Source organism: Pirellulales bacterium (assembly GCA_036499395.1).
GTDB lineage: Bacteria > Planctomycetota > Planctomycetia > Pirellulales > JACPPG01 > JACPPG01.
Genome location: DASYDW010000122.1, coordinates 114,794 through 129,621, shown reverse-complemented (window position 1 = coordinate 129,621; position 14,828 = coordinate 114,794). Strand labels below are relative to the sequence as shown.

Here is a 14,828-nt window from a genome sequence, read left to right as displayed (position 1 = left end):
CCAAGCATCTTCGCGTCCCGTCGGTAAATCATCACGTCCACAAACTTCGATCGAGCATGCGGTAGTTGATCGCCTCGCTCACATGCACGGCCGAAATGTTGTCGGCCGCATCCAGGTCCGAGATCGTGCGCGCCACGCGCAAAATCTTGTCGTGCGCCCGGGCCGACAGGCCGAGTTCCGTCATCGAGGCCTTGAGCAAATCCATGCCGGCCGCATCCAGCACGCATTGCGTGCGAATCTGCCGGTGCGACATGTGGGCGTTCGAGCGTGTCTTCGTGCCGGCAAAACGTGCCCGCTGCCGGATGCGTGCGTCGATCACTTGCGCGCGCATTACGGCGCTGGTCGTGCCAGGCGCGGCCGCCGACAATTCGCGAAACGGTACGGCCGGCACCTCAAGGTGTAAATCGATTCGGTCCAACAGCGGGCCGCTGATTTTCGCCATATAGCGTTCGATCTGCGGCACGGTGCAGTGGCATTCTCGTCGCGGATCGTTGCGATACCCACACGGACAGGGGTTCAAGGCCGCGATCAAAATGAAGTTCGCCGGAAAGCGAGAACTGTTCAAGGCCCGGCTAATCGTGATCGTGCCATCCTCCAGCGGCTGCCGCAATACTTCAAGCGTGCGGCGATTGAATTCCGGCAACTCATCCAGGAACAGCACACCGTTGTGCGCGAGGCTGATTTCGCCGGGCGTCGGCGTCGATCCGCCTCCAACCAAACCGGCATCGCTGACCGTGTGGTGTGGACTGCGAAACGGGCGCACGGCCAATAGTGGCTGACCGGCAGGCAACAGCCCCATCGCACTGTAAATGCGGCTAGTCTCGATCGATTCCGTAGCAGAAAGATCGGGCAGGATCGTTGGCAACCGTTTGGCCAACATGGTTTTGCCCGACCCTGGTGGCCCCAGCATCAGTAGATTATGTGATCCGGCGGCGGCGATCGTGATCGCTCGCTTCGCCATTTCCTGGCCGCGCACATCTGCAAAATCGACTTCGTAGTGGGCGAGTTCCTGGAACCATTCGCTCACCCGCGGCGGCGTCGGCTCCAGATCGATCTGGCCGGTGAGAAAGGCCACGGCCTGCGATAAGCTGGAAACGGCAATGACGTCCAGCCCCTCGACCACAGCTGCCTCGACGGCGCTGGCGCTTGGCACCAGCAAACCGCTGAGACCTTCCTCGCGCGCCGCCGCAATCGCGATCGACAGGGCGCCGCGCGTGGGGCGCGTCGAACCGTCGAGCGCCAGTTCTCCCACGACCGCGTATTGCGAAAATCGTTCGTGGGCGCCATCCAACTGACCGCTGCCAGCCAGGATGCCCAGCGTGATTGGCAAATCGAACGAAGCGGCCTGCTTGGGGAGTTCCGCAGGCGCAAGGTTTATTATGACCCGATTCTGCGGACGGACGAAGCCGGAGTTCACCAGTGCCCGTTCGACACGATGGGTGCTTTCTTTGACCGCGGCCTCGGGCAGACCCACGAGAACGGTTTTCGGCAATGCACCATCGGAGATATCGACTTCCACTTCGACCGGGACGGCGTCGATCCCGACCAGGGAAAAGGTCCGCAGTTTCGCGAGCATGCGCCGCGCCGCTCCGACTCGTATCAGTGGATGTGATTGCCTGCCCCTGGCACGCCTGCGCGGAGGGAAATCGTATTGTGGGTCGATGTGTAACGCACCGCAAGTAGTTAGAAGGCACGAGAAAGGCCGGCCCAACTTCCAAAACATGAGCACGGCCGGCCTTATCGATGTCGATCCAGACTCCGAATGACGTCGCAATCGGCGCTACGTCGCGAAATATGTCGCAAGAAACGTCGAGAAGCGAAACACCACAGGCCATTCCCGATCACGGAACCGCTTTCACTACTTTATTTGCACTGGCCTTTTCGGACGAGCCCTTATGTGCGGCATGGATCCGAGCAACCTCATCGTTCAGACGTGAGTTGCCAGGCCGGGTATGGAGAAACTGGAACTGCTGCCGACGGAAGTCGTGATTCGAAAGTTGCTGCCGGAGCAACGCTTCCCTTTGATTCATTTGCTGCATGTTTTGCGCATTGTTGACGCTTTGATAGCCACGACCGGCGTAGCCTTGCTGTAGGACCTTTTGTTCCATTCTCTGATCGTCCCGCAAGCGTTGTTCGTTCTGCTGCAGCCGCACGTTATTTCCCGTGGCCAGGTCGTTCTTGATGGCTATTTTGTCGGCCTGCACTTCCTTGCGTAGTACTGCACCCGTGTTCCCCTCGAACGGGCGGACATTAGCTGATTGTGGCATGATGACGTCGCCATTAGTGCGCGGAGTAACGCGGTTTGACGTGTACGGAAGGCCCTCGTGCCCATAGCCATGCATCCGTGTATACGGAACGACCATATTCTGCGAATGGGCAGGGCCATTCGTCGTCGCGCCGGTGTTCACCACGCTTGCCGGTTGAGCAAAAGGAACTCCATGGCGATAGTACCCCGCCTGCTCCACGGCTCCTCTGACGAAGTGATTCATGTGGCCATTGTGGCCGGCAGTGCTCAAGGCAGTCGCGCTCGGATAATTGACGCCTGCCACGCCTGGGTGTGCCGCGCCCCATCCCGGGTTTGTTCCCGACGGCCAATGCGTGTTGTTGTGATGCTGAGCTTGCGCTGTCCCTGTGATGGAAGCAACGCTACCGATCAGAGCTGCACATAATTGCCATTTCATCGCCGTGCTCCTTTTTGTGCGACCCGCACTGTAAACCCGGCTCGACTGAGCCCCTGCTTCAATTAACACTTTTGCGAACAAGAAGTCACTGCTTCGGCGGCACCTAAGGTGATTACTTCTCTGACAGGATTACAGCGGCGTAAGCGATCTCGCGCTAACTCGCTCTTGATGAGCGTTCGAAGGCCTCCTGCCTTCACCAGCTAACAAACTGCACGACATCGCTTTCATAGAGTAAAGACCCTAACTATTGATGCATTTAATCAGACATCTTGGGCATGCAATTCCACGAAGATTCAGAGCGAAAAACGGAAATCGAGAGAACAGCTCACCGTCGAAAGCCACGGCACCGGCCTGGCTCAACCAGAAAAATTAGGCGGCCAATTATCAGTTCTCCTGCCCCACTTGCTGGCACCTGTTTGCCCAGCCCACGCGAACTGACATTTTCTTAAGCCTTGTCATTTGTTCTAATCCCGCACCTCTTCCACCCTTTTTCCGGGGTACTCCTCAATGCTCGACGTCGGCCGTTGTCTGTTGATTACCGGATTGCTCGTAATCGCCGTTGGCTGCTCGCGAGCACCAACAGAACCTGTCGCGGACGCTTCGACCGCCGAAGGTGTCCAGCAAATGGCATCGTCCACGACCTCTCCCGAGAAAGCCGAGACCGACAGAGCAGCGAACAAAGCCGTCAACAGTGCCGATCGGCGCGCGGCGCAGCTGGCGCGGGAAATCGACGGTCATCGCCGCCGCGGTTACACGGAACAGGCCCTTGTCGCGCGGCAAGAAATGGTGCAACTGATCGAGGAGTCGTACGGCAAAGACTCTTGGCAGACATGCAGCGCCCGACTGGCGCTATGGCGAGAGCAATCCATCACTGCGTTCACGCCCGAAAAAAGACAGGCCAACGAAACCGCCGAAGCCCGCACGCGTTCCGCGAACGAGTCATGGCAGAATGGCAATGCCGACGAAGCGCTCGCGTCGATCGTCTCGGCACGGTCCCTGGCAACTCAGGTTTGGGGCGCCGACACCTATGGCGTAGCGAACTTGCTCGATCAGGAAGCTCACTGGCGACAGGCCAAGGGGGACGCGCCCACCGCCGAAACCTTGTTTCGCCAGGCACTGAAGATCCGCGAACAAGTATTCACGCGTCTGCATCCAGAAACGATCTCGACGGCCAGCTCGTTGGGTCGCTTATTGCTGGCCACGCAGCACCGCGACGAGGCCGGCACACTCCTCAAGCAGTGCGTCGACGATGCGGCGAAAGTGTGGGGAGAAGAGCATCCGGATTACGGCGGCCACTTGAATAATCTGGCACTCCTCTATCTGGACTCGGGAGACCATAAGCAAGCGGCCACACTTTTTGCGCGCACTGCCGAAATCTGGCTTGCCACGCTGGGAGACAAAAGCCCACGTGTGGGCGAAGCGCAGTTGAATCTGGGCCGCACCTGGTACGCGGCTGGCGACTACGCCCAGGCCGTGACAGCCCTCAACGATTCGCTAACCAGCCTCGAGGCTTCCCTGGGGAAAGAGAACGCCATCACGCGAAAGGCACGTAGCACGCTCGGGCTGGCGCAAATAGCAGTCCGGAATTATCCCGAAGCGGAATCGCTTCTCCAAACTGACGTGGAACTGACGCGCCGACAATTCGGCGAAGATCATCCGGAAACCGCCGAAGGGCTGCTCCGCCTGGCAATTCTTTACGGCAATCAGGGGCGCTATCCCGAGGCGATGCCGCTGGTTGAGCGGGCGGCAGCGATTCATCACGCCAAGCTGGGTCCCGATAGCGCCCTGTCAAAAAATGCGAACTCGATCGCTGCGATGGTCCGCAGTCGTTTGGCGCGGGATGCCAGAACTCGGCCTGCCGGCGTCCCAGCCTCTTCAGCCGCCGAGTCAGGCGGCACCGTTCGCACCAGCTTCGAGCAACCGGTCAAACGCTAAGCGTTACTTGGCCATGCCCGACTGCTAACCATAACGCTCGTTCGGCATTTACTACGGGAAGATGAGCAGTGGAGCGACCAGCGCATCCATTGTTGCGGCGGTTGTCGCCGCCACCGAGCCGACGCTTAGCGAAGTGTCGAAGAGTCCCGCATTCAGGCCGCCATCGGCGAAGGTAATCAAAGCCGTGTTTGGCGTTATTCCTTGCAAGTTCAGGAAGTGATACCGCAAGGACGACTCGTTGTGCGTCAGCTCGACGCCCAACGTCGAGACGTTCGGTCCTGGCGGGGTGCCGATATTCGGCGTCACGGCTTGGACGCCAGCGTCGCCGCCGTTGAACATGATAAAGTTGTCGTGAATGATCGCTCCCATCGACAGCGCTGTACCGACCCCCGGATTGATCACGTTGTTGTCCGTCAACAGGATGCCGTCATGCTGGTTGCCGTTGATCTGGTTGCCGATGATCTGCAAGCCCATAAGTCCGTTGGACTCGTCGATCGTGGCCGCAATACCATTAATTCCGCTAGCACGTGGCGAATTGGTGGAGTTGTTGGGCGTCAGGCCGTTGGCGTTGATCACATTGTTCTCGATGATACCCACCAACCGTCCCGAATTGGATTCCAGCGACAGACCGCCGTCGTTGCTGGGCAATCCCTGGCCGCCTGAAGTAGGTGAGACGTTGTTGTTGATCTGATTGTTCGTCACCGTGAGACGCATCACGCCCGCTGAGCTGCCCTGGAAGGCGTACAGGCCCGAGAAAAAGTTATTCGAAATGTTGTTGTTATCGAAGGTAGCATCGAGCAGCGTGCTCGTAATCCCCGGATGCAACCGGCCCGCAGTGCTAAGCTGAAAGCCAAGACCCTTGTTATTGACGATCTGATTGTTCGTAACCAACAGATTCTGGATAATCGAGTTCGTGATCTCATAGTCGAGCCAGACACCGTCACCGTACGGGCGACCGACGGCCACGTTCGTGCCTAACCCGTCGATGTTGTTGTTCGTGATGATGAAGGACGTGACGCTGTTGCCGTCGAATTGTCCTTGAATGCCCGCGGCCTGATCGACCTCGTTGCCTACCGGGTTGCCGGTGCCCGCATTATCGATGATTCCGTTGTGGTTGATGATGCCCCCCATTGAAGAGTCAAGGGTATACAGGCGAATCCCGGCACCACCGGCTGTTGTACGCCCGACTCCGACTCCTTCCGGATAACCGTTGTAGCTGATGTTGGGGTTGTCATGGATATTGAAGTCGGCGGTCGCGTCATGACGAGCTGCGATCTGGATGCCGTCTCCCTGGTTGTAGGATATTTCGGGGTTGTCGTGGATGTCGGCGTTGATCGTCGCGCCGTTTCCACCCGCGTTGTCGGCGGTCAGATAGATACCTTCGGTGTTGTACTGAATGGTGTTGTTCTTGATCTCGATATCCATTGTGCCTGACGTCTGGGCCACTTGCACGCCCGCCCAGTTGCCGCGGCCGTTCGAACCCAACGTATTGTCGTCGACCACGGCCGAGCCGTGTGTGTCGTCAAAGAAGATGCCATTGCGAACGTTGCTGTCGACCGTGTTGCCGACCAGGCTGTAGGTGGCGTTGGCGGCGCCTTCGATGATATGAATACCATCTTGGGCGTTCTGGCGGATCGAGTTGTTGACGATGCTCGCAGCGCCTGAGAAGTTCGTCAACTGGATACCATCGATCAGACCACCGTAGACCGTGTTCTGCTCGAGTGTCGTGTTCGTAATGTTGTTGCCCACGATGCCCACATTCGCGACGCTGATCGTGATACCGCCGACGCGATCGTTGTTGGCCAAGGTGACGCCGGCGCCGTTGGGATTCGAAATCACCGGCTGGCTCGAATCAAGCGCCTTGAGCAGCATCGGCCCGATCTCGGTCGTTTGAACCACGTAGTTGTTGCCGCTGCCCAGCAGCATCTGATTGTCTTTCAAGATGATGCCGTTGGCGTAATCGTGCGAGGTGCCATCCCCCTTGTGCACATAAATGATGTCGTGAATGGCCGAGGCCGCCTGGGCGGCCGCCAGGGTTTGGAAGGGATGATCGATTGTGCCGTTGCCGCCGGCCGCTGCCGTGTTATCAACGTGAATCACGTTATACGCAACGCTCGTCTGCGGATTGGTCGCGATTTCTGGCTGCTGGTTGAAACGCACAATGTGGTCGTTACGGCGGGTCGGTTCCAACAGGCGCGAGCCGGTGCGCGTATTGCCTGGCGAGCCACGTAGACCGAAGGCCACACGGACAAAGCCCGTGGTGCCGAACAACTGGTCATGATTTACTTCCAGGTTCACGGCCAGACCCGGCAAAGGCTGCACGCCGAAGCCGCTGGACACACCGCCAAACCCTTCGATCGCCGACGACTTGAAGAAGTAACCACCAATATCGATGTACCCGTTCAGTGGCCCGAGAATGGCGGGGCGGACGCTGAACTTCGCATCGCCGCCGCGTAGCGCAGTATCGATGCCGTTGACGTACAGCAAGTAGTTTTGCTCGAACTGATTCAACACATGGGTCGTGTTGCCCATCGGCATGTAGCCGTTGAAGCGGAAATCGAAGGCGGGATTGAAAACTTCCGCCGTCACGCCCAACTGGTTGTAGCGGTAGCCGTAATTCTGATACGCGTCACCGTCGTAGTCGTACCAGCCACTGAGCCCCACGATCGAATTTAAAAAGCCAATATATTGTCGCCGCCCGATGCCGGCGTTACTGAAGAACTGTGCGTTGTCCGTCGTGACGTGGGCCCGCCCGTCGAAGAACCACGTACCGTCCAACATGTCGGTCGTAATCGGCAGCAAGCCACCGAACGAAAAGTACTGGCCTTGAAAGCCGAGGCCACGATCGGCGCCGACATAGCCTACCCAGAACGGTTGCAGGCCGGGCATGCTCAACGGAGCCATAAAGCTCGACGTCGGAGCCCCCGTGTCCGTGACGATCGTCTGCCCCTGCGCGAACCCGCCAAGTGCGGACCATGTCGCCAGTAGCGACACGGCCAGCACCTGGGCTGCGCCGAGACGACGATGGCCGCGGCATTCGCACGCGGCTGGCGATCCGGCCGTCTTGGACCGGAAGCGCAACTTGATGACAAGCTGGATTGCCTTCACAAACAGACCCCCCTCGAAACATGGACGGACTAGCACCGTCACAATCGTCAGATGCGGTAAGGTCCATCGTCACGGCACAACTTGCCGGTTGAGACTTTTCGATACAATCCGCAAGGTCGACTAGAAATTGCGGCAAAAATGCGGCGTGGGGGATTCTGCGCAAACTTTGCGGGCTATCGGCCTACCTATCCCGCAATAGCAAAATTGCCCGACCTTTCACCGCTCAGGCAAAAACATTGCTAGCAGGCATGCAGGCGCCCGACGTCGCGCCGGCAGTCAAACCGGGCGTTCGGCCCTCAGGAACAAAGGCGTAGTACGACACTGGCGGTTGCTGGGCCCGCGGCCCGCGGTGGCCAAAAGATCCACGGCGCGATTCCGCCCCGTATCAGACGTCCGCGACCGTCTCAACCAATGGCACCTCTTCGAAGGCACCTGCCGCTCACAGGGTCGCGAAACTGGCGAGTTGTCGCAAAGGGTGTGCCCGCGGTGCCGCGCGCGATGGGGTCCCAAAGCGTTTTGACCGGATTTGCGCTCTGTAGGGCGCACGTTCACGTCCCTTTCGAATAGCGTGCCCGACAAACGCTGCCGGCTATTAGGGTCCTAAGGAATGCTAACGGTCCATCAAACCCCACAGAGCATCCTGGACGATTCCCCCCAAGGCAGTTACTGGCGCAAGGTGGCGTCAGGCGCGGTTACCGCGAATTCTCATGGAGGGGGCAAGTCGATGCCGTTTCGTACCGCGTCATGGCTGTTATTACTCGCTGTCGGACTGTCGCTAAGCACGCCACAGGCGTACGCCCAGTCGGCCGACGATAGCGACATCCAACGCCGTCTGGCAGAGTTGGAACGGCAAGTCGCGACGATGCAAAGCCCCGCGCGGTCGCGGCTGACGTCCAGGTTCGGCGATCAACCACCGGTGCTCGCACCCGAGCCTACAGACAAGCTTACAGACGAGATTGCGGACTCCACGATCTCGCCCGATGGTGCATTGAACGACTCTTGCAACCGCTGGTGCTTGCCCGATTGCTCCACTCGCCCGGCGCTAGTCGGTCAGGACTTTCTCAATACCGGCTGCCGGCAGTGCGGCGTGGTCTTCGGTAGCGAGCTTCTATTTTTGAAGCCAACCGCGACCAATGGCGACCTACCGGGCGCCACGGCCAACGTTAACACGAACTTAGGCCTGTTGCCGCCAACGGCGATCGTTAATTTCAACGTGCATAACAGTTTCACCTTCGAAACGGCGCCCCGCTTTTGGCTGGGTTACGTGACAAAGTCGGGGCTCGGATTTCGCGTACAGTATTGGGAATTCCGTCATAGTTCCGATACCGAATTTCTCGATCCCGTGGGACTTGTTGCCTTCGGGGGCGCAATGCGATTTCGCACCTTCGATTGGGAGGTAACGCAACAGATCGATTTTCGCCGCTGGCGAATGCTTGCCTTTGGCGGCTTCCGCTACGGTGAAATTCGACAATCCGAGTCGCTGAACGTGCTCGGCACGCTCGCCACGCTCCAGCAGAGTCAGGCCTTTAACGGGATCGGCCTGACGGGCGGAGTGAACCTGAACCGTTCACTCTTTAATTCCAAGAGCTTTACCTGGTATACGAATACGCGGGGCTCGATCCTGTTCGGCGATCGCAGCTACAACTATCAAGCCGGGGCGGACATTCTCTTTCCTGTATCAGCCACGGCCAACTATAAACTCAGCGGCGAGACGCTCGGAATTCTCGAGATAGCCACCGGCCCCCAATGGCAAAAGCAATTGGCGCGCGGCGGCCAGTTCTTCGTCCGCGGCGGCTTCGAAGGACAACTCTGGCTTAACGCCGGCACGATCGACAACACGCCCTATGATTCCGCGCTGGGCAATATCGGCTTTGGTGGATTCAGCGTCGCGACGGGCATCATTCGCTAAACGTAACGATTCGCGTTGCGCACTGCGGCGCCACCATTCAGGAACAGTTCTTCTTACCGACATCACTCTGGCAGCCAGCGGCGGAAAAATCGCAGCCAATTGCCGTGAAAGATATTCGTGATGTCCGAGTCCGAATAGCCGCGAACGGATAGCAGCGGTTCCAGCATTTGCAGATCCGTGATCGTGCGCAGGTCGTTGGGCGTTTGTTCTGTGCCGTAACCGCCGTCCAGATCGCTGCCGATGCCCGCATGTAGCGTGTTACCTGCCAACTGGCAGATATGGTCGATGTGGTCGGCCAGCGCCGCCAACGTCAACCGATCCGGCCGTGTGACGCCGATCGTCCAGCCGGGCTGTAGCATCCAAGCATCGCACACGACGCCGATCACGGCGCCGCGGCCGATGATCAGGCGCAATTGCTCGTCCGAAAACTGCCGGTCCGCCGGCACCAGGGCGCGACAATTGTTGTGGCTAGCCATCACCGGGCCTGAAAAGCAGTCGAGCGCCTGGAAGAAACTCTGATCCGATAGGTGGGTCACGTCGAGGATCATTCCCACGCGCTCGAATTCCTTCAACAGCTGCACGCCGCGCGGCGTCAACGGACCGTTACCCCCGGTTCCCATCGAGTAATGACTTTGCCCGTAGTGTGAGGGCATCACGCTGCGCAATCCGGCGGCGAACCATTCGTCGACCTGCGTGGGATCGACGATCGGGTCGGCCCCTTCCATCGCGAGGATGTTTCCGATCGGCAGCGTCGCGGTTGGATCGGCTTCCCAGCGACGCCAGTGATCATCGAGTTGGCGCCGCGTGCCGATCATCTTCATCTCGCCCTGCTCTTCCAACAGGCGATAATAGGCCAACTGCCCCTGCGCTACGGCATAAGCGATTCCTTGCGTGCCGTAATCCAGATCCGAGCGGCGATGCCCCACGGCCGGTTGCACCTGGCGCTTCGCCCGCGCCAGCAGCGTCCCCAGGCAAACAGCAATCCTGCCCGCACGCATCTCGGGCAGGCTAGTCGTGGCATGCCCCCGCCCCCCGGCGGGGTCCATCCCTCGTTCGCGCTCGTTGATCTGGTCAACCGTTTCCGTTTGATCGCGGTTGTAGGCCAGCGCGTTCCAGGACAAATCGAGATGAGAATCAAAGATCAATCGCATCGTGCATCAACAGTGAGAATGGTGAATGAAGCCGAAAAGAAAGCCGGTATCTGCCGAGAATCAAGCGAGAAGCGCCGCCACATCGCGTTCTAAACGCGCGGGCCGAGCGAACATCGAGTAGCGTTTCACCACCCGCCCCGCGCGATCGACCAGGAATTTGCCGAAATTCCACTTGATGGTTTTGGTGCCCAGCAAGCCTGGTCGGGCCGACTTCAAAAACTGATACAAGGGGTGCGCGGCCGGCCCGTTAACGTTTACCTTTGCGAACATCGGAAACGTCACGTCGTATTTGGTCGAGCAGAAGCTTTGAATCTCGGCCTCGTCGCCCGGTTCCTGATGCATGAACTGATCGCACGGAAAGCCGAGCACGGCGAATCCCTGCTCTTTATGTTGACGATAAAGCGTTTCGAGGCCGGCGTATTGCGGCGTAAAACTGCACCGGCTGGCCACATTGACGATCAGCATCACTCGACCGCGATACGGTTCCAGCGTTTCCGTGTGGCCATCGATCGTCACGACCGGAAAATCGTAGATCGTGCTCATACCTGCACCGTTTGTCGCATGTCGCCAGACAGAATCGGGGATTGCATCACTTGGCGCGCTGCCGTGCGTAACGGATGCCGCAGCCCCGGGCGAACGTTTCCGCCGTCGCCGGCTTCGTGCCAGCGAGCGCCGCCTGCACGGCATCGCCCACGTAGTTCGCCTTTGCCACGGCCGGATCGTTATTGTCATCCAGCGATCCCATATAGACGACCTTGCGATCGGGCGACAACACGAAGAAGTCGGGCGTGGCGCTCGCACCATAAGCACGGCCAATCGCCTGGCTCTCGTCCGCCAGATAGAGATAAGGGAACGCGCGTTCTTTGGCCCGCTCGGTCATCTTCGCCAGGCTGTCCTCCGGGCCCCGATTAACGTTAATTGCGACGATGGCCAACTCTTCCGGATTCTGCTTTGCCAAGGCGATGATCCGGTCCTCGTAATCGCGCGCCACCGGACAACTGTTGCACGTGAAGACGACAACCACGACCTTTTTGTCCTTTAGATCGGCCAACGCATGCTGTTGACCGTCGGTGCCCGGGAGAGCAGTCCAAGCAGGCGCCGCGTCGCCGGCACTCAAAACACCATTGAACTCGCCGGCCACGGCGTACGTCGCGGTCAAGCTCATGATGATCGTGAATAATGCGCGAAACATAGATAATCTCCTGGTCGCAATAACCTTGCCGCCAGCACGCTGGCTCGCTTGTTTGTCCGACCAACGATAGCGCGCGCCACGCGAATCGTCAATTGACGACCCTGCTACCCATGCCCCACGAGCTGGATCGCTTGCGCTTTGATCAGTACCGTCACCTGGTCATTGACCTGCAGGTTTAACTCTTCGCAGGCCGGGCGGGTCACGAGGGCCGTCAGCCGAAAACCGCAATCCAGCCCGATGCGCACGAGCGGCCCTTCGTCCACGCGCGCCGTAACGCGAGCCGGCAGACGATTGCGAGCACTCGTGCTGGCCGGAGCTTCCCTCTGTACGAGCACGTCTTCACCCCGAATGCAGACAAATACTTCCCGGCCAACCGCGGGCGGTGCAAGGGCGGTCAGCGTGGCACCGGCCACTTGCACTGTGGCGAGCCCGTTGTCGATCTGAAGGATTGTGCCCGGCTCAACGGTTTCGATGCCCACCACTTGCGCGATGGACAAATCGCGAGGGCGGCTGAATACCTCATGAACCGGGCCGGATTGCCGGACCTGTCCTTCGGTAATCACGACGACCGTATCGGCCAGTGCCAGTGCCTCGACCCGATCGTGCGTGACCATGATCGCCGGCCCCCCCAATTCCAGCAGCATCCGTCGCAACTCGCCTCGTAATTGCTCGCGCACCGGCGCATCGAGCGCCGACAAGGGCTCATCCAGCAAAATCAATTTCGGCGCACACGCAATCGTTCGCGCTAGCGCTACTCGTTGCTGCTGACCGCCCGACAACTGTGCCGGATAGCGATTGGCCAGGTCGGCAATGCGCAGTCGGGTCAGGACATTCATGGAGCGCGAGCGCGCCAAATCGCTCCTACGTTGCGGCAGCCCGTACGCTACGTTTTCACTGACCGTGAGATGCGGAAACAGCGCGTAGTGCTGAAACAGGAAACCGACGCCGCGTTCTTGGGGCGAGCGTGAAACCTTCGACGCCGCGTCGAACCACAATTCCTCACCGAACGTGATGCGACCGCTTGCCGGTCGCGCGAGTCCGGCGAGCGCTCGCAGGATGGTCGTCTTACCACAGCCCGACGGGCCGAACAGAACCGTGACGCCCGCTCCTTCGACCGGCAAGTGCAACTGGCCGTGGATCGTGGGCCCGCGGTCAAAGCGCATTTCAAAATCGGCCGCCAACTGCCAGCTCATAGCGGCATCGTCCGCCGCGAGAGCGCGTAGGTAACGCACAATGCCGTAAAGGCAAAGATCAACAGCACCGCGGCGCTGTTTGCGGCGGCAGCGTAATTCAGAGCTTGCACGTCATCATAGATCGCCACCGAAATCGTCCGAGTTACCCCCGGCCGGTTACCCCCGATCATCAGCACGACGCCAAACTCGCCGACCGTGTGCGCAAAGGCCAGCACCATGCCGGTGAGAATGCCCGGCCAGCACAAGGGTACGGTCACGCGGCGGAACGTCTCGCCGCGCGACACTCCCAAGCACCAGGAGGCCTCGATTAAGCGCCGGTCGACCGAGGCGAACGCCGCCGTAAACGGACGCACGGCGAACGGCAGGTTGTAAATGACCGATCCAATGAGAATGCCCAAAAACGAAAACGGCAACGTTTGCCCCGCCAGTTTTTCATACCATCGCCCGAGTAAACTGTGCGGTCCCATGCCCACCAGCAGGTAATATCCCAACACCGTCGGCGGAAGTAAGAGCGGCAGGGCCACGGCCGCGTCCACGGCAAACCGCCATCGGCGTGTGCTGCTGGCCAGCCAATACGCCAGCGGTAGGCCGATCACCATCAGCACGAGCGTCGTACACGTGGCCAATTTCAAAGTAAGCCAAACGGCGGTGGCGTCCAAACGTTATTCTCCCGGCAGGGCGAAGCCGTATTCCCGCAAGATCGTCTTTCCTTCCTCGCCGGTCATAAACCCGCGAAACTCTCCTGCAGCCGCCGCATCCTTCGCATCGTTCATGATCACGCCCCCTTGTTCGAGTCGCGAATACGCGTCCGTTGGAACCGACCAATACCGTCCGCGCGCTTTCATTTCCGGCGCGAGCGCCAGAGATAAGGCAATCAACCCCGCATCGGCGGCCCCCGATTGCACGAAATGCGCCGTCTGCGAGACGTTCTCACCCAGCACTAGCCGATCCTTCACGTCGTCATAGACGCCCTGGCTTTTCAGGGCCTCTTCGGCCACGCGACCATAAGGGGCATGCTTGGGGTTCGCCATCGCAATCACCTTCACCGCAGGATCGGCGAGCGCCTTGATACCGTCGGTGTCGAGATTCAATTTCGACGCACTCGGCACCCACACGACGAGATGCCCGATGGCGTACAGGAATTCAGACTCCTTGGCCGCCAGTCCCGCCTCGATCAACTTGCGCGGGTAGCTCATGTCAGCCGACAAAAACATGTCAAACGGCGCCTTGTTCGCCAGTTGCGCGTACAGGCTGCCGCTCGAACCGAACGTTGCTTCGACCCGCTTCTTCGGATGCGTATCGTTGAACTTCGCCACAAGGCCCTTGAGCGCGAACTGCAGATCACTGGCCGCGGCAATGCGCACCGTAGCATCGGCCGCGACGTCTGAGGTAGCGCCTTTTTCGGCAGGCTCTTGCTTCGCGCCGCAACCAGAGAGCGCCAGGAGTGCCGTGACGGCCACTGACAGCGCGATGCCGGACCGTTGCGAAAGGCTCCATCTCAAAACCGACAGGCGACCTGGCATTACCAATCCTCTTTGAACTAAGAACGATCGGAACTGTTATACCGCCGCACGGTCGAGGTGACCACTTCGCCGTCGACGCGTGACAATCCCGGCACGAGGCGAACTCGCGCGGACAAGATGAGATGAAACGACGCTC

General features: G+C 59.5%; 11 protein-coding genes. 2 read left to right on the top strand and 9 right to left on the bottom strand.

Annotated elements, in window-relative coordinates; translation table 11 throughout:
• Positions 1–31: 31 nt before the first annotated feature.
• On the bottom strand, positions 32–1,576 hold the full coding sequence (locus tag VGN12_23270; protein ID HEY4312389.1) for a YifB family Mg chelatase-like AAA ATPase: 1,545 nt from the start codon (positions 1,574–1,576) through the stop codon (positions 32–34).
• Positions 1,577–1,841: 265 nt separating this feature from the next.
• Positions 1,842–2,681, bottom strand: a complete 840-nt coding sequence (locus tag VGN12_23265) for a hypothetical protein (GenBank protein ID HEY4312388.1) — start codon at positions 2,679–2,681, stop codon at positions 1,842–1,844.
• A gap of 624 nt (positions 2,682–3,305) precedes the next feature.
• Here VGN12_23265 and VGN12_23260 point away from each other — a divergent pair.
• A complete protein-coding gene (locus VGN12_23260; protein ID HEY4312387.1) occupies positions 3,306–4,616 on the top strand; it encodes a tetratricopeptide repeat protein in 1,311 nt (436 codons plus the stop codon).
• Positions 4,617–4,667: 51 nt separating this feature from the next.
• On the opposite strand, the gene VGN12_23255 is transcribed toward VGN12_23260, so the two are convergent.
• Entirely contained in the window at positions 4,668–7,760 is a 3,093-nt protein-coding gene (locus VGN12_23255) for a right-handed parallel beta-helix repeat-containing protein (GenBank protein ID HEY4312386.1), read from the bottom strand.
• A 688-nt stretch (positions 7,761–8,448) separates the two neighbouring features.
• On the opposite strand from VGN12_23255, the gene VGN12_23250 reads away from it, so the two are divergent.
• Complete coding sequence (locus tag VGN12_23250; GenBank protein ID HEY4312385.1) at positions 8,449–9,633, top strand: Lpg1974 family pore-forming outer membrane protein; 1,185 nt, start codon at positions 8,449–8,451, stop codon at positions 9,631–9,633.
• A gap of 62 nt (positions 9,634–9,695) precedes the next feature.
• On the opposite strand, the gene VGN12_23245 is transcribed toward VGN12_23250, so the two are convergent.
• The 6 genes from VGN12_23245 to modA form a co-directional block, all read right to left on the bottom strand.
• Positions 9,696–10,784 carry a membrane dipeptidase gene (locus VGN12_23245; protein ID HEY4312384.1) on the bottom strand — a complete coding sequence of 363 codons (1,089 nt, stop codon included), beginning with the start codon at positions 10,782–10,784 and terminating at the stop codon, positions 9,696–9,698.
• Positions 10,785–10,844: 60 nt separating this feature from the next.
• Positions 10,845–11,327: a glutathione peroxidase gene (locus VGN12_23240; protein ID HEY4312383.1), complete on the bottom strand. Its 483-nt coding sequence runs from the start codon at positions 11,325–11,327 to the stop codon at positions 10,845–10,847.
• 46 nt (positions 11,328–11,373) lie between these two features.
• Entirely contained in the window at positions 11,374–11,976 is a 603-nt protein-coding gene (locus tag VGN12_23235; protein HEY4312382.1) for a thioredoxin family protein, read from the bottom strand.
• A 104-nt stretch (positions 11,977–12,080) separates the two neighbouring features.
• A complete protein-coding gene (locus VGN12_23230) occupies positions 12,081–13,169 on the bottom strand; it encodes an ABC transporter ATP-binding protein (GenBank protein ID HEY4312381.1) in 1,089 nt (362 codons plus the stop codon).
• The gene (gene modB / locus VGN12_23225) at positions 13,166–13,828 is read right to left on the bottom strand and encodes a molybdate ABC transporter permease subunit (protein ID HEY4312380.1); all 663 of its coding nucleotides are present in this window, start codon (positions 13,826–13,828) and stop codon (positions 13,166–13,168) included. Before modB ends, VGN12_23230 begins: the two co-directional genes overlap by 4 nt.
• Positions 13,829–13,831: 3 nt before the next feature.
• Positions 13,832–14,692, bottom strand: a complete 861-nt coding sequence (modA, locus tag VGN12_23220; GenBank protein HEY4312379.1) for a molybdate ABC transporter substrate-binding protein — start codon at positions 14,690–14,692, stop codon at positions 13,832–13,834.
• Between the last annotated feature and the right edge of the window lie 136 nt (positions 14,693–14,828).